17 protein-coding genes, 1 tRNA gene and 2 pseudogenes are annotated in these 19,585 nt (G+C 55.3%); 16 read left to right on the top strand and 4 right to left on the bottom strand.

Translation table 11 applies throughout. The annotated features are described in order from the left end of the window. Window positions 1-64: 64 nt before the first annotated feature. Complete coding sequence (locus tag ABD035_RS14080) at window positions 65-1,753, top strand: thiamine pyrophosphate-binding protein (RefSeq protein ID WP_343870830.1); 1,689 nt, start codon at window positions 65-67, stop codon at window positions 1,751-1,753. Window positions 1,754-1,784: 31 nt separating this feature from the next. Continuing rightward, a pseudogene (locus ABD035_RS14075) lies at window positions 1,785-1,943 on the top strand (helix-turn-helix domain-containing protein); the annotation flags it as partial. 46 nt (window positions 1,944-1,989) lie between these two features. Here ABD035_RS14075 and ABD035_RS14070 read toward each other — a convergent pair. Further along, window positions 1,990-2,196, bottom strand: a complete 207-nt coding sequence (locus tag ABD035_RS14070) for a hypothetical protein (protein ID WP_343870829.1) — start codon at window positions 2,194-2,196, stop codon at window positions 1,990-1,992. Between the two features lie 93 nt (window positions 2,197-2,289). On the opposite strand from ABD035_RS14070, the gene ABD035_RS14065 reads away from it, so the two are divergent. Next, window positions 2,290-2,547 (top strand): AbrB/MazE/SpoVT family DNA-binding domain-containing protein, encoded by a 258-nt coding sequence (locus tag ABD035_RS14065; protein ID WP_343870828.1) that lies wholly within the window; start codon window positions 2,290-2,292, stop codon window positions 2,545-2,547. Continuing rightward, window positions 2,548-2,880 (top strand): type II toxin-antitoxin system PemK/MazF family toxin, encoded by a 333-nt coding sequence (locus tag ABD035_RS14060; protein WP_343870827.1) that lies wholly within the window; start codon window positions 2,548-2,550, stop codon window positions 2,878-2,880. A gap of 259 nt (window positions 2,881-3,139) precedes the next feature. Here the strand turns inward: ABD035_RS14060 and ABD035_RS14055 are convergent. Further along, a pseudogene (locus ABD035_RS14055) lies at window positions 3,140-3,406 on the bottom strand (Arm DNA-binding domain-containing protein); the annotation flags it as partial. Window positions 3,407-3,603: 197 nt separating this feature from the next. Continuing rightward, window positions 3,604-3,679: transfer RNA gene (locus ABD035_RS14050), tRNA-Asn, on the bottom strand. Window positions 3,680-4,097: 418 nt separating this feature from the next. On the opposite strand from ABD035_RS14050, the gene ABD035_RS14045 reads away from it, so the two are divergent. The 12 genes from ABD035_RS14045 to ABD035_RS13990 all read left to right on the top strand — a co-directional run bounded on the left by ABD035_RS14045 (window position 4,098) and on the right by ABD035_RS13990 (window position 16,562). Continuing rightward, window positions 4,098-4,538, top strand: coding sequence for a DUF2231 domain-containing protein (locus ABD035_RS14045; RefSeq protein ID WP_343870826.1), 441 nt, complete (start codon window positions 4,098-4,100; stop codon window positions 4,536-4,538). Further along, window positions 4,535-5,839, top strand: coding sequence for a PQQ-dependent sugar dehydrogenase (locus ABD035_RS14040; protein WP_343870825.1), 1,305 nt, complete (start codon window positions 4,535-4,537; stop codon window positions 5,837-5,839). The genes ABD035_RS14045 and ABD035_RS14040 overlap by 4 nt, the downstream gene beginning before the upstream one ends. 647 nt (window positions 5,840-6,486) lie before the next feature. After that, entirely contained in the window at window positions 6,487-7,344 is an 858-nt protein-coding gene (locus tag ABD035_RS14035) for an N-acetylmuramoyl-L-alanine amidase (RefSeq protein ID WP_343870824.1), read from the top strand. Window positions 7,345-7,516: 172 nt separating this feature from the next. Further along, complete coding sequence (locus tag ABD035_RS14030) at window positions 7,517-8,602, top strand: LLM class flavin-dependent oxidoreductase (protein ID WP_343870823.1); 1,086 nt, start codon at window positions 7,517-7,519, stop codon at window positions 8,600-8,602. Then, window positions 8,602-9,591, top strand: a complete 990-nt coding sequence (locus ABD035_RS14025) for an ABC transporter substrate-binding protein (RefSeq protein ID WP_343870822.1) — start codon at window positions 8,602-8,604, stop codon at window positions 9,589-9,591. Before ABD035_RS14030 ends, ABD035_RS14025 begins: the two co-directional genes overlap by 1 nt. Further along, window positions 9,588-10,553: an ABC transporter substrate-binding protein gene (locus tag ABD035_RS14020; RefSeq protein ID WP_343870821.1), complete on the top strand. Its 966-nt coding sequence runs from the start codon at window positions 9,588-9,590 to the stop codon at window positions 10,551-10,553. The genes ABD035_RS14025 and ABD035_RS14020 overlap by 4 nt, the downstream gene beginning before the upstream one ends. Window positions 10,554-10,567: 14 nt before the next feature. After that, window positions 10,568-11,407, top strand: a complete 840-nt coding sequence (gene ssuC / locus ABD035_RS14015; RefSeq protein WP_343870820.1) for an aliphatic sulfonate ABC transporter permease SsuC — start codon at window positions 10,568-10,570, stop codon at window positions 11,405-11,407. A 2-nt stretch (window positions 11,408-11,409) separates the two neighbouring features. After that, a complete protein-coding gene (ssuB, locus tag ABD035_RS14010; RefSeq protein WP_212712731.1) occupies window positions 11,410-12,186 on the top strand; it encodes an aliphatic sulfonates ABC transporter ATP-binding protein in 777 nt (258 codons plus the stop codon). Then, entirely contained in the window at window positions 12,183-12,770 is a 588-nt protein-coding gene (locus tag ABD035_RS14005; protein ID WP_343870818.1) for a cysteine dioxygenase family protein, read from the top strand. Before ssuB ends, ABD035_RS14005 begins: the two co-directional genes overlap by 4 nt. A gap of 2 nt (window positions 12,771-12,772) precedes the next feature. Beyond that, window positions 12,773-14,371, top strand: coding sequence for a rhodanese homology domain-containing protein (locus tag ABD035_RS14000; RefSeq protein ID WP_343870816.1), 1,599 nt, complete (start codon window positions 12,773-12,775; stop codon window positions 14,369-14,371). A 232-nt stretch (window positions 14,372-14,603) separates the two neighbouring features. Continuing rightward, window positions 14,604-15,086 (top strand): Lrp/AsnC family transcriptional regulator, encoded by a 483-nt coding sequence (locus ABD035_RS13995; RefSeq protein ID WP_025903504.1) that lies wholly within the window; start codon window positions 14,604-14,606, stop codon window positions 15,084-15,086. Window positions 15,087-15,545: 459 nt separating this feature from the next. Beyond that, a complete protein-coding gene (locus tag ABD035_RS13990) occupies window positions 15,546-16,562 on the top strand; it encodes a 1-aminocyclopropane-1-carboxylate deaminase (RefSeq protein WP_025903503.1) in 1,017 nt (338 codons plus the stop codon). A 755-nt stretch (window positions 16,563-17,317) separates the two neighbouring features. Here the strand turns inward: ABD035_RS13990 and ABD035_RS13985 are convergent. Beyond that, window positions 17,318-18,943, bottom strand: a complete 1,626-nt coding sequence (locus tag ABD035_RS13985) for an FAD-NAD(P)-binding protein (protein ID WP_343870814.1) — start codon at window positions 18,941-18,943, stop codon at window positions 17,318-17,320. Between the last annotated feature and the right edge of the window lie 642 nt (window positions 18,944-19,585).

Raw genomic sequence — 19,585 nt, 5'->3', positions numbered from 1 at the left:
ATGAGGCGTGGTCTGCCGTGCTACCCGCACGGAGAAAGAACAACCGTCAATGGAGTCTATCGCTATGAGTATTAACACGACAGCTGTACTGCAACGTCGACGCGGAGCCGATGTTCTGCTGGAGACACTGGCCAGCGAAGGAGTGGAGTATATTTTTGGCAATCCGGGTACGACTGAATTACCGCTGATTGATGCACTGCTACGTAATCCGGCACTGAAATATATCCTTGCGCTGCAGGAGTCGAGTGCGGTCGCCATGGCCGATGGTTATGCGCAAGCCTCGGGGAAGCCGGGTTTTCTTAATCTCCATACCGCCGGCGGGCTTGGTCACGGAATGGGGAATCTGCTGAATGCCAAAGTATCACGCACCCCGCTGGTCGTGACGGCCGGGCAGCAGGATACACGCCATTCTTTCAGTGATCCTCTGTTATATGACGACCTGGTAAGTATCGCCGCGCCTGCCGTAAAATGGGCCGAGAACGTGGTCAGTGCGGCTCAGATACCGGTACTCGTCCGGCGGGCATTTCACGATGCCAATGCGGCCCCCGGCGGGCCGGTATTTCTTGCGCTGCCGATGGATATTATGGATGAAATCAGCGATGTCTCCATCGGGGAGTCTTCGCGGATTGACCGGCGGGCGACGGCCGGTTCACTGCCGCATCTTGCGAATTTACTTGCTGATTATCCGCCCGGAAAAGTCGCGCTGATTGCCGGCGACGAGATCTACAGCAGCCATGCCTCGGCTGAAACGCAGCAGGTCGCGGAGCTGTTAGGGGCGCATGTGTATGGTTCCTCCTGGCCGTCCCGCATTCCGTTCCCGACCTCTCACCCTCTGTGGCGGGGCAATATGCCGACCACAGCACAGGGCATTGCGGATATCTTAAAAAATTATCAGGCCATTTTCGCATTAGGCGGTAAGTCGTTAATTACCATTCTCTACAGTGAAGGGCCAGCGGTGCCTGAAGGTTGTGCGGTTTATCAGCTTTCGGCCGACGTGAAGGATCTCGGGCGTTCTTATGCCACCCGCCTGTCGGTGGCTGGAGACATTAAAGTCTCACTCAGTGCGATGTTACCGATACTGGAGAATGCGACCAAAGCGCAACGTGAACTCTATGAGGCACAGATAGCCCGGGCCAGAGATGAAAAGCAGCAGGCCCGCGAAGTGCTGGAAAAAGAGGTCGAAGCAAAATTCGGTCTCCCGGTGATCAACCCGCTGGTCGCGGCCCATGAAGCCGTTCGCGCCATCGGACCGGATGTGGCCATCGTGGACGAAGCCTTATGTGTTTCTTCGCTGGTGCGTAAGTTTCTCTCCAGTGATCAGGCCGGACAGTACGGGTTTATGCGGGGCGGGGCGCTGGGTTGGGGGATGCCTGCGGCTGTGGGCTACTGTCTGGGTCGCGATCGGCACCCGGTGGTCTGCCTGGTCGGGGACGGCGCTGCCATGTATTCACCCCAGGCAATGTGGACCGCGGCACATGAAAACCTGCCGGTTACTTTTGTGGTGATGAATAATCAGGAATACAACATCCTGAAGAACTTTATGCGCGGCCAGCAGCATTATACTTCCGCACAAACCGACACCTATATTGCGATGGATATTACCCAGCCAAAAATAGATTATCAGGCGCTGGCGATCTCGATGGGATTACCCACCCGCTGCATCCGGACGGCGGCCGATATCGCCCCGGCTATCGAAGCGGCCATCGCCAGTGGCAAACCCGGGCTTATCGAAATCATGGTCAGTGCCGGATAATCCGGACGCCCTGTGACCCGCAGTCTCCGGAAAACGTGGCGCTTCACTGTCAGCGCTTTTCCGTCAGGCAGGGCGGGCGTCCTCCACATTGGCAAATGTGCTTACCCGCCGCTGGCCCAAAAGTGAAAGATTGATTGCTGAAGCGTCAGAGGTTGCGCCTGATAAGATCTTGCCTTCACGCTATCACTGAGATCCCTCCGGCGCAGCCCGGATACGGAAGCTGTGCCGCATTTTGTTTATCCGATCTTCCATAATCCTTTGAACTGCAAAAACAATTTCCTATTATCGGCTTTCTTACCACGAACTAAGCTCCCGCCTGTGCGAAATGCTTCATGACCAGAAAGGAGCACCTGATGTATCAGGAGGGTCGCCTTTTTACCGGCAATGCCGCTTTTGAAAACTGCCGGATCCTTCCTTCGATGGATTAAGGCTTTTTCACGCATTATTACGCCAGGGATATCGCAATGAATCTGATGAATAATTGTGCATCGCCAGTCGCAGATGTTATATTAAAATATAATATCCGGAGGTGCTCTATGTATACAACTCGCCTGAAAAAGGTCGGCGGATCCATCATGCTGGCGGTTCCTCCCGCCGTGCTGAAAACGCTGGAGCTGTCGACAGACAGCGAAGTCGGTATGACCATTGACAATGGCTGCATGATTATTGAACCCCGGAAACGACCCCGTTATTCGCTTGAGGAACTGCTGGCGCAGTGCGATCCGCATGCCGGAATGAGCGAAGAGGATCGGGAATGGATTGATGCGCCTGCGGTGGGTAAGGAGATCCTGTAAATGGACAGAGGGGAAATCTGGCTCGTTTCACTGGATCCGATTGCCGGTCACGAGCAAAGCGGGAAACGTCCGGTACTCATCGTATCGAAGGCATCGTTTAACAAGCTAACCCTCGTACCCGTTGTTGTCCCTGTCACCAGCGGTGGAAACTTCGCCCGTTTAGCCGGTTTTACCGTCTCACTGGACGGCGCGGGAACAAAAACAACGGGCGTTATTCGCTGCGACCAGCCCGGAACTATTGATATGGGCGCCAGGAACGGTAAGCGGCTGGAACGTATACCCGATGCTGTCGTGAATGAAGTGCTGGCCCGACTGGAAGCCATTCTGAGCTGATGCTCTTTTTGTAACCTGAACGAGGGCGCTGTCACAAACAGCATCCTCATTTTTTATAGCGACAAGTGATAAAAAAATCCTTTCACAGGTAAAAACAGTTTCTCCTTTCTGTGTCAGCGATAATGACATAATCTCCCCTTGGCGGACGGTTCCCACTCTTCACAACCTGAATGAAGCGCCTTTACTGGACTGTGATCCCTTTACCAAAGGCGGCCGCCCGAATGAAACCATTATTCCTGATGTTATAGCTGTCAGAAAAGCGCTGGATAAAGCGCTGTTGTATAGGATTGATATTCTGCGCCATTAGTTTACGGATACCGTCGCGCAGTTGGCGGGCCTCGGAAAGTGAGACCTGCGGATAGGCATCTAATGCGATATGGGGTTCTTTTCGGTTGAAGCGATATTTGAGATACCAGAGACGTGAATCGCCCGGATTGACAAGCAAATACAGACCATGAGAATCGGAAACTTAGAAGAGTTTAGCGGATGGTTTTAAGTTGCGGATTTTTGAGTCGTTAAGAGACATTTGGGGGGCACTCCGTCATCGAACCAACCTGACCCCGGATTTGACCACCGATTTTTCCTGATGCGGAGGTAAAACTGAAAACGCATCAGGAAAACTATTTTCAAGGTAACTTATTGAATATTAATGACATGAAAACCCGAAATGCAGCAGAAAAGCAAAAAACCCGCTTAAGTTTCCTTAAGCGGGTTTCTTAAATATGGCTCCTCTGACTGGACTCGAACCAGTGACATACGGATTAACAGTCCGCCGTTCTACCGACTGAACTACAGAGGAATTGTCGTGAAGACGGGGCGAATATTAATGACACGGGGGCAGGTTGTCAACCCGAATAAAAACATTATTATTCAACTGGCTATCTTTAAAACACTCTGCAGAATAATCAGCCAATCAGCCAATCAGCCAATCAGCCAATCAGCCAATCAGCCAATCAGCCAATCAGCCAATCAGCCAATCAGCCAATCAGCCAATCAGCCAATCAGTCGTAGAAACCGGGCATGTTGAAGTTCAGGGCGGGTATAGTCTCTTAATTGTGATCTCCGTTAACATTTCGGTTAAAAAATTAACATTTTGACGGCTTCCGCTATGCTTACAGAGCAGGGAAGGCGGGTCGCCGGCAATGCAGGAGAGCATCTCCCCGGGAACGGGCAGGCAAGGTGATTAAAATTATTATTTATCCTGAAAGGATGTGCCGATGAACCGATCTGCAGAACGGCCCGGATCCGTCCTGGCAAAAAGTGTTTATGAGTTGCTTAACCCGATACCTTACGGATTTTTTGTGGGTGCACTTATTTTTGATATCACTACCTTGTTCAGCGGTCAGGTATTGTGGCAAAAAAGTGCCAGCTGGCTGATAACCCTCGGGCTGTTATTTGCCATTATTCCGCGCCTGATTAACCTGGTTCAGGTCTGGACCGGTCCGCACCGTCCGGCCTTCGGGTCAATCAGGCTAAACTTCTGGCTGAATCTGTTGGCGATTATCGCCGCTATCTTTAATGCTTTTGTCCATAGCAGCGATGCCTACGGTATTGTGCCGCAAAATGTGGTGCTATCGGTGATCACGGTGGTATGTCTGGCGTTAGCTTCTCTGGTCATTAGTGTACGTACCCATCGCCAGACCGGAGGTGTGCTGTGAATAAGATACTGCGACTGACTCCCCTGAGTTTACTGCTAGCCCTGGCACTGAGTGGCTGTGATCAGCAGGCTAAGCTGACACCGGAACAGCAATCGGGTGCAGATCCTCATTTACCGGCGGCGCAGCATTTTCTGCTGCCACCGATGCAGGTTCCGCAAGCGACCGGATGGCGCGAAGGCGCTACACCCCGGGTCGCTGACGGGCTGAAGATAGAAAAGATCGCCGACGGACTGCAACATCCGCGACAGATTTACGTATTGCCGGATAACGATATTCTGGTGGTGGAAAGCAACAGTCCGGGCACAGAAGCCGTTACGACGCCGAAACAGCTGATAGCCAGTCTGGTCAAAAATCAGTCCGGGAAAGGGGCGAAGGGCGGTAACCGGATCACGCTGTTACGGCAGACTGCGCATGGCTGGGAAAAGCACCTGTTCCTGCAGCATCTCAACTCCCCGTTCGGGGTACAGCTGATCGGTAATACACTGTATGTCGCCAATGCAGGTAATATCATGCGTTATCCCTATCAGACCGGGGCCACCGAAATTACCGACCCTGGCACGGAACTGGCAGATTTACCGGACAGGATAAATCATCACTGGACTAAGTCTCTGCTGGCCAGTCCGGACGGCAAACGTCTGTATGTGGGGGTAGGTTCGGACAGCAATATTACCGAAAACGGTATGGAAGCCGAATACCGGCGTGCGGATATTCTGGAGGTCTTTACCGATACCGGGGCCAGCCGTATCTTTGCCAGCGGCATACGTAATCCGACCGGCCTGCAATGGCAGCCTGAAAGTGGCGAACTTTGGGTGATAGCTAACGAACGGGATGAAATCGGCGCTGATCTGGTGCCGGACTACCTGACCCGGGTACAGCAGGGTGGCTTTTATGGCTGGCCTTATAGTTATTACGGTCAGCATATTGACCCGCGTGTTAAACCACAACGTCCGGATTGGGTGGCAAAGGCGATTAAGCCGGACTACGCTCTCGGTTCACACGTGGCACCGCTGGGTCTGTGGTTTTATACCGGTCAGTCGCTGCCGCAAAAATATCATGGCGGGGCATTTATCAGTGAACATGGTAGCTGGGACCGCTCACCGCTTAGCGGATATCAGGTTTCGTATGTGGCTTTCCGTCAGGGACAACCCGTCGGCAAACCGGAACCGGTAGTGACCGGCTTTTATTCGGATGACCAGAAAAAGCTGTACGGTGCCCCGGTGGGATTAATGCAGGACAAAGAAGGGGCATTAATTATTGCCGATGATGTAGGGAATGCCGTCTGGCGGGTGACGGCCCGCTGACCGGCCATGCTCAGCAACCTCAAGGCCGGTACTGTCCGTCCTCCGGATAGCCGGCCAGCCCGGAATCACAGATACAGATAAGCCCTGGTGTTTTGCCGTGCCGGTTTATGAAGAAGCGTCTCCGCTTACCGTCAGCGTGCAAACGGTTTATCAGACAAAGACCCGGCGCGGCTTTCACCTTAGTTTATGTCTGACTTTTCCTGCCTGTCTCCGGGCCTCTGTTTTCCCGGGCAACGCTACCGGGCAGTTGACACGGATCTGTGCAGGCCGGTTAGCGCCTGATTTAGCTTTGTCAGTGAATCCCGAAAGATATAACAAGATATTGCCACCTGGTCCCGCCGGACGATGAACTGGCCGGGCTTGCCGTGGCAGGCCTGGTACTCTGCCGGCTGCCGTTGATGGCTGAGCGGCGGGCAGTCATTTCCCCCCGGCAAGGTCGCGGGGCCGGAGCAGGGAGTCTTTCACCACAGCCGCCGTTGAACGGGCGGGGGCCGGGTTTCTGGCCCGGTCCGGGCCACGTCCCGCGTTATCAGCGATCTTTCTGACGTATTTTGCAAAACAAACAGCGAAAAATTCATCTGAATCATCGATATACTGCGCGCTTACCCTTGTTTACCCGCTCCCGTTTCAGGATCCTGATAAACACAATGAAGAAGTGTACTCTGGCACGACGCCATTTTTTACTCACCGGCCTGGCGTTTTGTCTGCCGGCGCTGGCGAAAGAAGAATTTGCCAATCTGACGTTTATTCCCTTGCAAGCGCGCAGCACCGAACCGGTATCGACGCCGGAGGTGGCGACCCCGGCAATCACACCGGCCGTCTCACGTACCCGTAAGCTGGTGATGATCGACCCCGGCCACGGTGGTAAAGATCCCGGCGCCATCGGAGAGCGGGGTGAAGAAGAGAAGCATGTCGTGCTGGAGATAGCCCATAACCTGCAGGCGCTGTTTGAACATCATCAGCATATTGAAGTGCGCCTGACCCGGGAAGACGATCATTTCATCCCGCTCTATCAGCGGGTGAAGATTGCACATGCCCATAATGCCGATATGTTTTTATCCATCCACGCCGATGGCTTTACCAGCCCGCAAGCCCATGGTGCCTCGGTCTATGCGTTATCGACCCGGGGGGCCAGCAGCACTATGGCCCGCTATCTCTCGCAGCGTGAAAATGCGGCAGATGATTATGCGGATATCAATGTTCAGACCAAAGATGCCCAGTTACAGCGGGTGTTTTTTGACCTGGTTCAGAATCAGACCATCAAAAGCAGTCTGGATCTGTGCCGGCATATGATAGGCCATATCCGTACCGTTCATAATATGCACAGCTATCATCCGGAGCAGGCCGCGTTTGTGGTACTGAAGTCACCTTCCATCCCGTCGGCCCTGATTGAAACCTCATTCATTACCAATCCGCAGGAAGAGCATCTGCTGGGGACACCACAATTCAGAATGAAGATTGCTAAAGCTATCGCCGGAGGCATACAGAGCTATTTCGCTGCGTAAGCCGGACCGCCACTACTCCCCCGGCATCCGGCAGGCCGGTTCTGCATACCGGCCTTATTATGCGCATTTTGTATATTAGCTTAGCTGAAAAATTAATTTCACTCATGATTACGCAATGAATACCATGCCCTCTCAGACCGGTGAAATACCGGCATCATGAAGAGGGGGACTCATGAGTATTCAGTTTTCAGGTATGATCGGTCACCGGCTGGCCTCGGAAATCATTCCGGCGCAGGGCCCGGTTTTTGATAACGACTATATCACCCGATTTGCACAAACCCATGAACAGGCGGGATTTGACCGGATCCTGGTGGGTTACTGGTCCGATCAACCGGACGGCTTTCTGGTCGCTGCCCTGGCGGGCGTTGCGACATCACGTATTCATCTTCTGCTGGCCCACCGGCCGGGGTTTGTTTCCCCGACGCTGGCCGCACGTAAACTGGCGACTCTGGATCATCTGCTGAAGGGCCGGCTGGCCGTGCATATCATCAGTGGCGGCAGCGATGCTGAACAACGCCGTGACGGCGATTATCTGACTAAAGCCGAACGTTATGCCCGCACCGATGAGTTCCTCGGGGTGGTTAACCGTAGCCTCACCTCTGAACAGCCTTATGATCATCAGGGCCGCTTTTATCAGGCCGAATCTGCCGTTTCCGCAATCAAGCCTGTTCACGGACATTTGCCGGTCTGGTTCGGGGGCTCCTCAGCGGAGGCCATTGAGGTGGCGGGGAAACATGCGGATGTGTTCGCATTATGGGGCGAGCCTCTGGCCGGTGCGGCACAGACCGTTGCCGCCGTCCGGGCCAGTGCCGCCCGTCATCAGCGTGATATTGGCTTCAGTATTTCATTCCGTCCGATTATTGGCGCCACCGAAGCCGAAGCGCGTGAAAAAGCCGCGCATATCTACCATACCGCGAAACAGCAACTGGCTGAATCCGGGCACCATTTCGGATTACCTAAGCCACAAAGTGTTGGTGCGCAGCGACTGATGGATGCCGCAAAACAGGGGGAATGGCTGGATAACCATCTGTGGACGGGGATCGCCGGTCTGGTCAGTGGCGGGTATAACTCTACCGCGCTGGTGGGAACCGCAGACCAGGTCTCCGATGCCTTACTGGACTATTACCGGCTCGGGATTAAAAACGTGCTGATCCGCGGCTTTGATCCGCTGAATGATGCCCGTGAGTATGGCGAGTCGCTGATCCCGCTGACCCGTGAAAAAGTGGCTGCAGAAAAGACACTGGCAAGGAGTGCCTGATGATCCGTCGTACGTCGCTGGCAGTAGTGATGCTGGCACTGATCTCACCCCTGCTGCATGCCGCTGAACCGGTCACTTTACGGGTCGGCGATGTTAAAGGCGATCGGCTGGTGGCCCTGAAAGCCTCGGGTGAGCTTGATAATCTGCCTTACCAGCTGAAATTCAGTACCTTTGATTCCGGGGCGCCGGTGCAGGAAGCGCTTAACGCCGGGGCGCTGGATGTGGGTTTCACCGGCGATCTGCCGTTCCTTTATGTCTTTGCCGCAGGAGCACCGGTGAAAGCGGTCGGTGCCTGGCAAAATAATCCGGACAGCATCGCGTTACTGACACGGCCCGGGGCAGGCATCCATTCGCTGGCCGGGTTAAAAGGTAAACGCATTGCTGTTAACCGTGGCGGCTGGGGGCAATATCTGGTGCTCGGGTTGCTGAAACGGGCAGGCCTGACGCCTTCGGACGTCTCCCTGCGCTTTCTCAGCCCCACGGATGGCCGGGCAGCACTGGCCTCCGGGTCGGTCGATGCCTGGGCCCCCTGGGAACCTTATCTGTCGTCTGCCATCCTCCTTGACCATGCACTGCGGGTGCCCGGCGGTGGCGGTCAGGGGATCATGAGCGGGTATTCGTTTGTGCTGGCACGGGATGACGCGATCAACAGCAACAAACGCAGCGCGATTGCTGATTTACTCACCCGTCTGGCGCTGGCACAGCGATGGGCGCAACAACATCCGCAACAGTTTGCCACGGCCCTGGCCGATAGCCTGCAGATGCCGGTCAATGTTACCCGGGCCTGGGTGGCCAGTGCACGGATCTCGCCGGTGGTCTTTAACCCGGCTATCCGGCAGGCGTTACAGCATTCCGCGGACGTCTTCCATCAGCAGCATGTACTGCCGGACGCGGTAAATGTCACGAATGCCTTTGATTATAGCCTGGCGGGAGGCGCAAACCGTGTGGCAGCCACCCCGCTGACGACGCCGCTCAGGGAGCAGCCATGAAACGGATCACTTCTGTATTACTGCTGTTGAGCCTGAGCAGTGGCCTGGCTCAGGCTTCCGGACTGACATTACAGATAGCCGACCAGAAAGGCGGAATGCGGGCCGTTCTGGACGCTGCCGGAGAGTTAACCCATTTGTCCTACCGTATTCAGTGGTCAGAATTCCCGGCGGCAGCCCCGCTGGCAGAGGCTCTGAATGCCGGCGCTGTGGATGCAGGGATCATCGGGGACGCACCTCTGCTGTTTGCCGAAGCAGGGGGAGCCCGGGTCAAAGCCATTGCGGTAGCGAAATCGGATGCGTATGGCACGGCTTTGCTGGTCAATGCCGGCAGCCCGCTCCATAGCGCGGCGGATCTGAAAGGAAAAACCATCGCTACCAACCGGGGATCTATTGGCCATTTCGTCGCGCTGAAAGCGCTGGCCAGCGCCGGGCTGAAACCGTCGGACGTGACGTTCCGTTTCCTGACCCCTTCGGATGCCAAACTGGCCCTGAGTCAGGGGGATGTGGATGTCTGGGCGACCTGGGAGCCTTACACGGCGTTTGCCGAAACGCAGGATCATATGCGGGTACTGGTGAACGGCAGGGGACTCTGGTCGGGAAATACCTTTGTAGCGGCCACGGATACCGCGCTGGCTGACCCGAAAAAACGGCAGGCCTTACAGGATTTTCTGTTACGGCTGGCCAGGGCGCAACAGTGGGCGAATCAGCATCCGGACAGTTACAGCCAGACATTGTCAAAAATTATCGGTTTTCCGCAGGAGGCAGTGAAACTCTCCTTCAGCCGCCGGCATATGGTCTGGCAACCCATTGATGCAAAAACCGTACAGCAGCAACAGCAGACGGCCGATTTTTATCATCAGAGCGGATTACTGCCACAAAGGTTGCAGGTGGCGTCCACGTTTGACCACCGTTTTATTCTGACTGCGCCGGCAACTAACGTTCCCGCCGGGCAGACCCCCTGAAAGGAAGGATCATCATGGCTATTTTTTCGATCGATACAACCGGAACTTCCGTACATAGCACCAGACAGCGACGATTTTCGGTGCGCCATTTCCTTAACGCACTGGTCCCCTGGTCTCTGCCGATAGGGATTATTATCGTCTGGCAACTGGCGGCCCAGGCTGGCTGGTTGTCGGTCCGTATTTTGCCGGCCCCGGTGACCATTGCCAGGACCTTCTGGCGCATGACGCTGGACGGAGAACTGGGCAGTAATCTGGCGATCAGTACCCTCCGGGCACTGACCGGCTTTGCCATAGGGGGTTCCATTGGGTTGCTGCTGGGATTCATTACCGGCCTTTCCCGCATTGGTGAGCGTCTTCTGGATACTTCGGTGCAGATGCTGCGCAATATCCCGCACCTGGCTCTGATCCCGTTGGTGATCCTGTGGTTCGGGATCGGGGAAACCGCAAAAATATTCCTGGTCGCCCTCGGTACGCTGTTCCCGATTTACCTCAACACGTATCACGGGATCCGTAATATTGATCGTGGCCTGGTGGAAATGGCACGCAGTTACGGTGTCAGTGGCTTCAGCCTGTTCCGGCAGGTCATTCTGCCAGGCGCCTTACCCTCGATTATGGTTGGTGTGCGCTACGGTCTCGGCGTCATGTGGCTGACGCTGATTGTCGCCGAAACCATCTCTGCCGACTCCGGGATTGGCTATCTGGCGATGAATGCCCGTGAATTTCTGCAAACGGATGTGGTGGTGGTGGCCATTATCCTCTACGCCCTGCTTGGCAAAATCGCCGATGTTCTGACGGTATTACTTGAACGTGTCTGGCTACGCTGGCATCCGGCTTATCAGTCTAAGGAGAAATGAACATGACACAACCTGATACCTCCGCCGGAACCCCATTGGATATCCGGAAGATCAGTAAACATTATTCGGGCCGGACCGTTCTGAGCCAGATAGATCTCCAGGCCGCAGGCGGGCAGTTTATTGCGGTTGTCGGCCGGAGTGGTTGCGGTAAAAGTACGTTTCTGCGGCTGCTGGCCGGGCTGGAAACCGCCGACGGTGGCCAGCTGCTGAGCGGGACACAGCCACTGCAGGAGAGGCAACAGGATACCCGGCTGATGTTTCAGGAAGCACGTCTGCTTCCCTGGAAAAGCGTGCTGCAAAACGTGGGGCTGGGGCTGAAAGGAGAGTGGCAGCAGGCCGCCAGTGAAGCACTGGATGCCGTGGGTCTGGCGCACCGGGCCCATGAGTGGCCTTCGGCACTGTCCGGGGGACAAAAACAACGTGTCGCACTGGCGCGGGCATTGATCCACCGCCCGCGGCTCCTGCTGCTGGATGAGCCATTGGGCGCGCTGGATGCCCTGACCCGGATAGAGATGCAGGCACTGATCGAATCGCTCTGGCAGACTCATGGTTTTACGGTGGTTCTGGTGACCCACGATGTCAGCGAAGCTGTCAGTCTGGCAGACAGGGTGATCCTGATTGATAACGGCAGGATCACTCTGGATCAGGAAATCGATGTCCCGCGTCCGCGCCGTCGTGGCCACCCGCGCCTGGCCGAACTGGAGGCCAGTGTACTGAACCATATTCTGACTCCTTCGGCATCACAGCAAGAGAATCAGTCTCTGAGGAGGACGGCATGAGCCCGTTACCGCATCCGCGTCTCACCACCTTTATTCGCGAACTCTCCGCGTTGATTACCGCGCACGGTACTGCGGATGAAGCCGGTCTGCTGGCACGCAGCGCACCGCTGCTGGCCACACTGGTCAGTCAGGATGACTGGCTGCCACCCTCTTACCGTCAGCCGCACCCGCAGCATTATCAGCAATACCTGCTCTATCTGGATCCGCAGCAACGCTTTTCGGTCGTCAGTTTTGTCTGGGGGCCGGGTCAGCAGACCCCGGTTCATGATCACCGGGTCTGGGGGTTAATCGGCATGTTACGCGGGGCAGAGCACTCGCAATCTTTTGTCCGTGGCCCGGACGGGATGCGCCCGGACGGAGAGGCAGTCCTGCTGCAGCCGGGGGAAGTGGAAACGCTGTCTCCGGCCGAAGGGGATATTCATCAGGTCAGTAATGCCTTCCGGGACCGCGTTTCCGTCAGCATTCATGTTTACGGTGCCGATATCGGTAAGGTCGAGCGGGCCATTTATCTGCCGGATGGCAGCGAAAAACTATTTATTTCCGGCTATGCCAGTCAGCCGCAACCGACAGTGACGGAGTCATAGTTATGGGACAGGAATTTCGTTTTGTATTACGTACAGCCGCTGATATTCGTCGTGCATTACTGGCGGGAGAAGAACTGGCGCTGGTGGATGTCCGGGAAGAAGCGTTGTACGCCACCGGCCATCCGCTGTTTGCGGTGAATATTCCGCTTTCGACGCTTGAAACCGGGGTTTATAGCCGTATCCCGCGGCGTACCACGCCGGTTACCGTTTATGACAATAATGACGGGCTGGCCGCTACCGCGGTGCAACGTCTGCAACATCTGGGCTACCGGGATGTCGCGTTACTTCAGGACGGCCTGAACGGATGGCGTGAGGCCGGAGAAGAACTCTTTATTGATGTTAACTCACCGTCCAAGGCCTTCGGGGAACTGGTGGAACATCAGCAGCAGACCCCGTCGTTATCTGCAGACGAAGTGGCAGATCTGCTGGAAAGCGGGGCGGATGTGAAGGTTTTTGATGTCCGCCGTTTTGATGAGTACCAGACCATGAATATCCCCGGCAGCACCAGTCTGCCCGGGGGAGAACTGTTACTTCGGGTGCGTGATCTGCTGCCTTCTGCGCAGACACAGGTGATTATCAACTGTGCCGGGCGTACGCGCAGCATTATCGGCACCCAGACGCTGGTCAATGCCGGACTGGTAAACCCGGTCTTTGCGTTGCGCAACGGCACCATCGGCTGGACCCTCGCCGGACAGTCGCTGACGCATGGGCAGTCGCAACAATACGGAGAGCTGACGGCAGAGAACCGGCAGCGCGCGGCAGACGAGGCCCGCCGGATCGCAGAACGCGCGGGGGTGAAAAGGATTTCTGCGCAGCAGCTCAGTACCTGGCAGCAACAGACCGACCGGACAACTTATCTGTTTGATGTCCGCAGTGCCGGAGAATATGAAGCGGGGCACCTGCCCGGGGCACGGCATGTGCCCGGAGGCCAGCTGGTTCAGGAAACGGATCACTATGCCAGTGTGCGCGGTGCGCGCATCGTACTGACCGATGATTTGCTGACCCGGGCGGAGATCACCGCCTCCTGGCTGGCACAGATGAACTGGGAAGTGGCGGTGCTTGACCCGGCAGAGGCTGCCGCATTCCGTGAGACAGGTCCCTGGCTTGCCCCGGTCCCGGACGCCGGGCTGCATCCTCAGGCCGATCCGCAAACCGTGTCGCAATGGCTGGCCGCGGGAACGACCCGTGTGCTGGATTTCACGACCAGTGCTAACTATGTGAAAGGTCATATTCCCGGGGCTTACTGGTTGCTTCGGGCGGATATCCCGGCACTGATCGCTGCCGGCGCACTCCCGGAGGGGGAACGTTACGTTGTCACCTGTGGCAGCAGCCTGCTGGCCAGGTTCGCGGTAGACCAGCTACAGCAACTGACCGGCAAGCCGGTCGTGGTGCTGGAAGGTGGTAACACGGCCTGGAGAGCCGCCGGCCTGGCACAGGAGAGCGGAGAAACTGCATTATTATCCGTGCGGAAAGACCGTTATCAGCGCCCCTATGAAGGTACCGATATTCCCGCCGACACGATGCGTGCCTATCTTGAATGGGAATATGGTCTGGTGGATCAACTGGCGAATGACGGGACCCACGGTTTCCGTACCCTGTAATCCTCCCTCTAAGACATGCCTGTCCTCCGGGAGCCACCGGTGGACAGGTCTCCGTCGTTGCTACCGGATCATCCCTCAAGGTATCACGCTGAGCCGCCCGGGGCGTGGCTTTGTTACAGCAGTCTCAGAATTACCATGACAGCCGGCGGTACTGTGATTTATCTTATTGATGAATAAGATAACCCGGCCCTGTCCTCCTGATGACCGGAGCCGATAAACGGAGCCGATAAACGTGAGTGAACTTCCTGATAATGACAAATCGCTGGACAGGTTTGACATTGCCATCCTGAAAATTCTGCAGCAGGACAGCTCAGTGTCTAATGTCGTGCTGGCCGGAAAAATTAACCTCAGCCCGCCTGCCTGCCTGAGACGGGTAGAACGGCTAAAGCAGAACGGCTTTATCACCCGCCATGTGGCTATCCTAAATCCACAAGCGCTGAAAGCCGGGCTGGTGGTGATGATAGGCGTGGTCCTCGACCGCTCAACCCCGGAAACCTTTAACGATTTCGAAGACGCCGTGCGTAATATTCGCGGCTGTATGGAATGCCACATGGTCAGTGGCGAATTTGATTACATTATGCTGATCCGTACCGCAGATAATCAGAGTTTTAATAAATTACATGCCGAACAGCTGCTGTTTCTGCCCGGGGTCAGGCAAATTCGCTCTTTTATCGGTTTACGGGAAGTTTTTTCGACCACGCAAATACCGCTCTGATCTGTCGTCCTTTCTAACCCCCCGTTTTATTCTGCTGTCCCCCGGCAACGGCTGCCGGCCGTGCCCGGGAGACTCCCATGCTTTTTTCTTATCGCCGGGCTTTCCGTCATCACATTTTACTCTGGTAAAAACAGTCATCCGAACGGGCCGGGTCAGACGTCGTCATCAGAGGGCAGGGTCGGTGCAGGGGTTTTATATATCTCATTGATTTATAGTGGATTTATGGTATTTCCCGGCGGCGGATGGATAGTTTATTTGTGCAGGGTGATTAATAATATTGTGCATTATAATGAATGTCTATGATTTAAGTGCGTAAATTAATTTTATGTATTAATTTAATTTCATTTTTTACCATTAAAACGAAATTTACAAAATCTCCGGTTATTGTAAGGTGTTGGACAGGAAATCAGCGACCCTGATCACACTTTTAATGCTTAGGCCAACACCAGGAGATTAATAATGAATCTTGAAAAATTCGCCCGCTATCCGTTAACTTTCGGACCTTCCCCGATCACTCCGATGAAACGCCTGAGTGCTGAGCTGGGTGGCAAAGTAGAGATTTATGCCAAGCGTGAAGACTGTAACAGTGGTCTGGCATTCGGCGGCAATAAGACACGCAAACTTGAATATTTAATCCCGGAAGCTCTGGAGCAGGGGTGTGATACCCTGGTGTCTATCGGCGGTATCCAGTCTAACCAGACCCGTCAGGTCGCTGCCGTGGCTGCGCACCTGGGTATGAAATGCGTACTGGTTCAGGAAAACTGGGTTAATTATTCTGACGCTGTGTATGATCGTGTCGGTAATATTGAGTTATCGCGGATTATGGGGGCCGATGTACGTCTGGATTCGGCAGGATTCGATATCGGCATCCGTGAAAGCTGGAAACAGGCGATGGATGAAACCGAAAAGAATGGCGGTAAACCTTTCCCGATCCCGGCCGGTTGCTCTGAGCACCCTTACGGTGGGTTAGGCTTTGTGGCCTTTGCAGAAGAAGTCCGTCAGCAGGAGAAAGCGCTGGGCTTTACCTTCGATTATATCGTGGTCTGTGCGGTGACCGGCAGTACCCATGCCGGTATGGTGGTCGGGTTTGCGGAAGATGGGCCGTCCCGAAAAGTGATCGGCATCGATGCATCTGCAAAGCCGGAGAAAACCCGCGCCCAGGTACTGCGTATTGCCCAAAATACGGCAAAACTGGTGGAGCTGGATCGCGAAATTACCGAAGAAGATATTATCCTCGATACCCGCTATGGTGGCCCGGAGTACGGATTACCCAGCGAAGGGACGCTTGAAGCGATCCGCTTATGTGCCCGCACCGAAGGTGTGCTGACAGACCCTGTCTACGAAGGTAAATCGATGCATGGCATGATCGATATGATCCGTAACGGGGAATTCCCGGAAGGTTCCAAAGTGCTGTATGCCCATCTGGGCGGTGCTCCGGCGCTGAGTGCTTATAGCTATATTTTCCGTAATGGCTAATCCTCCGGTTCAGGAAGGGGGGCGGTAACATGCCCTTCATGCTCCCGACGGTGCTCCGGCGCTGAGTGCTTATAGCTATATTTTCCGTAATGGCTAATCACCAGGTCGCAAAAGGGGGAAGGTGACATGCCCCCATGCTCCTGGTGGTGCTGCGGCGCTGAATACTTATCGCTATATTTTCCGTAATGGCTAATCCTCCGGTTCAGGAAGGGGGGCGGTAACATGCCCTTCATGCTCCCGACGGTGCTCCGGCGCTGAGTGCTTATAGCTATATTTTCCGTAATGGCTAATCACCAGGTCGCAAAAGGGGGAAGGTGACATGCCCCCATGCTCCTGGTGGTGCTGCGGCGCTGAATACTTATCGCTATATTTTCCGTAACGGTTAATCCTCCGGTTCCGGAAGGGGGGCGGTGACATGCCCGCCATACTCCCGACGATGCTGCGGTGCTGAATGCTTATCTCTCAATGAGTTATCTCAGCGATCACCCGGCCAGGGAATACCTTACGGTCAGCGTATTTCCCCCCTGGCAATGCCCCGGAAATGATTACAGGCCGGAGATAAACAGGTCTGCCGTCATTCACCATCCTTCACCGGGTCACCGGTCAGCGCCACAATGCTATAACGTAGCGCCTGCAGGCATCATTTATTCTCTGATGGACTTCCCTTAGCGCAGAGAGCGCCCCTGCGCTCAGTATTTCCCCTTCTGTTTCCCGCCGCGGGGTGTAATCCGCCACTCACGCGGGGACCGGAATACTCAGAGGTATCCCTGTTGCAGATCTGTCTGCTGTTCTGCCGCGCTCTGCGACGGGACAGAATGTCCAAGGGCGTGAGCAATTGTCTCGCCGATTTCCGCACTTACCGTCAGGCCCTGAATAAAAGGCCTGTCATGCATCAGGTAAGGTATTGCACCAAACGCAATACGCCCGCGGGCAACTGCAGGTTCAAGCAAGGTAAAATTGGCGGCCACCTGCGGTATTTCTCCTCCGTGGCACAGCATCTGTCTGCGTAAACCGGGAAACGGCAGATCGCGCGTTTTCAGGGGTTTTTGCCCACGCGCATCGATAAAGATATCGTAGGTATGGCGCGCCCCTCCGGCAAAAATCACGGTACGATTGCCGTCTTTGCGGGCGCGGTAATCCTGGCCCAGCGGCAGGAGGGTGAGAATACCGGCATCATGTAATGCCAACAATCGCCGCAGCGATTGTGGCGGTATGGCCGCATAATTATCAATAAAGACTCGTGCCAGCCCGGACGCGAAACGGGTACTGTCTCGCGGGTCAAGATGAGGGACTATTCCGGCGATCACTTCATGCAGACGCAGGATCACATACCGCCAGGGCACCGTATATTTGGTCAGGGTATTCAGGCGAGTATCCTGCAGATTTTTTCTGGCGTGGATAAAAGGATCCTGCTGCTGCCGTGCCGCAAACCAGGCATCACAAAAATTATCGGCGTTCAGCCGGGCAAGCCCGGTCTGACGGCTCCACAGAGGGTCAGCGAGGGTGATTTCCTGCACCATCAGCCCGAACGCCCGGTCCAGTAATCCGGCACTTCCGTCGGCAATCAGGGCCGTAATCGCCTCCGGAGTCACCCGTTGTAAAGGCTGGTAGGGAATAGGGCAATAAAAATCGGCTTCAGGCAGCATGCCGGCACGCGACATCAGGACTATCTGCAAAGACCGGCTGCTGTCACGCAGAATAAATTGTGAGCCCCGGGCAGTGTTTTCGCAAAAATGACCGTGCTGTGTCACCACAGCCATTGCCGCATCGATCGCACTGAGCGATGTTCCGAGGATCCCCACACGACAGGCCGGTACGCTGGCTTTCATCAGGCCGGACCAGGGGCTCGGGAAGAAGGTATGCGGTCGGGTATTTTCTGCAGGCCAGACATGGCCGGTGGCAATCACGACAAAATCGAATAATTCAGCCTGCGGACGGCCCTGCGCTGTCACGGTGACCCCGCCCCCGGCTGCCAGAATATCTGTGACCTGGCAGGAGGTATGAACATGCAGGATAAACCCCTGACTTTCCCCCTTATGTAGCAGCTGTAAAAACTGCTGCCGGAAGTATTCACCCAGCAGGATCCTCGGTAAAAACTGCCGTTCATGAAGGGATCCGGCCGTCACACCAAAGCCTGCCAGCATCTCAGGACATTGTGCCTGCAACCATGCAATGTAGGTTGTCATGACCGGTGGGATCTCAATACTGGCGATATTGGCCAGCATAATCGGTGAGCTGGCCTCCCGACGATAGGGCATGCCAACCCCGGCCTCGGCGGCCTGTTCAAAAATAGTCACCGAACAGGGCGGGTGATCGTTGACCAGCGATAGCAGAGTGTAGATGCCTGTCGGACCGGTACCGATAATTGCGACTTTTTTCATCCCTTTCCTCTGCTGTTTTTGCCGGAGAACCGGCGTTAACTGACCGTGTTGTCTGCCGCAATCCTGCTGAACCGGGGGGCTTATCCAGTAAGTGTGGCTGAAAAACCGGCATCGGAGGAAATATTTATCAGGGATACTGTTTCCGGACCGACGGATGAGGGGAGAGGGATGAACTGCCGGCAGATTCCGACACTGACGAGCGGAAAAACTCACTTGTTATGATCAATGTCGCGGCTCCCCCGGGATTACCAATACAGCTGCAGGCCAGGTCCCCGGGGAGGATGAGAGCAGGCTCCGGCGGGAAACACGGCAGAACCCGGGAGAAGGCAGATTTTTAGGGTGCCCCGGAGATCCGGAGCGTCCGGTGTGGCGGGTAAAGGAAGTGCGTGAATGCCGGTACGGGGTGTACCTTTCCTGTCGTCTTACCTGCCACCAGAGAGATTTCCACTAAAATAAGCCTTTTTTCGACACCGCTTGTAACCGGAAGTTCCTGAACCCTTCATTGCAACACTAATTAAAATGATTATACTTCTCATTCTCTTTACATTCCGCATCTGTTTTTCCGGGTTGCAGGTCGCTCAGAAAAGGCGTGATGTCAGGGTTCTCCGGACAGGGAGAGGCCTGCCTTACGATGTCGCCTTT

The sequence above is a fragment of the Tatumella terrea genome, from assembly GCF_039523755.1.
Taxonomy (GTDB): domain Bacteria; phylum Pseudomonadota; class Gammaproteobacteria; order Enterobacterales; family Enterobacteriaceae; genus Tatumella; species Tatumella terrea.
Note: the sequence above shows the minus strand (reverse complement) of the source record. Positions and strands in the feature narration are given on the sequence as shown.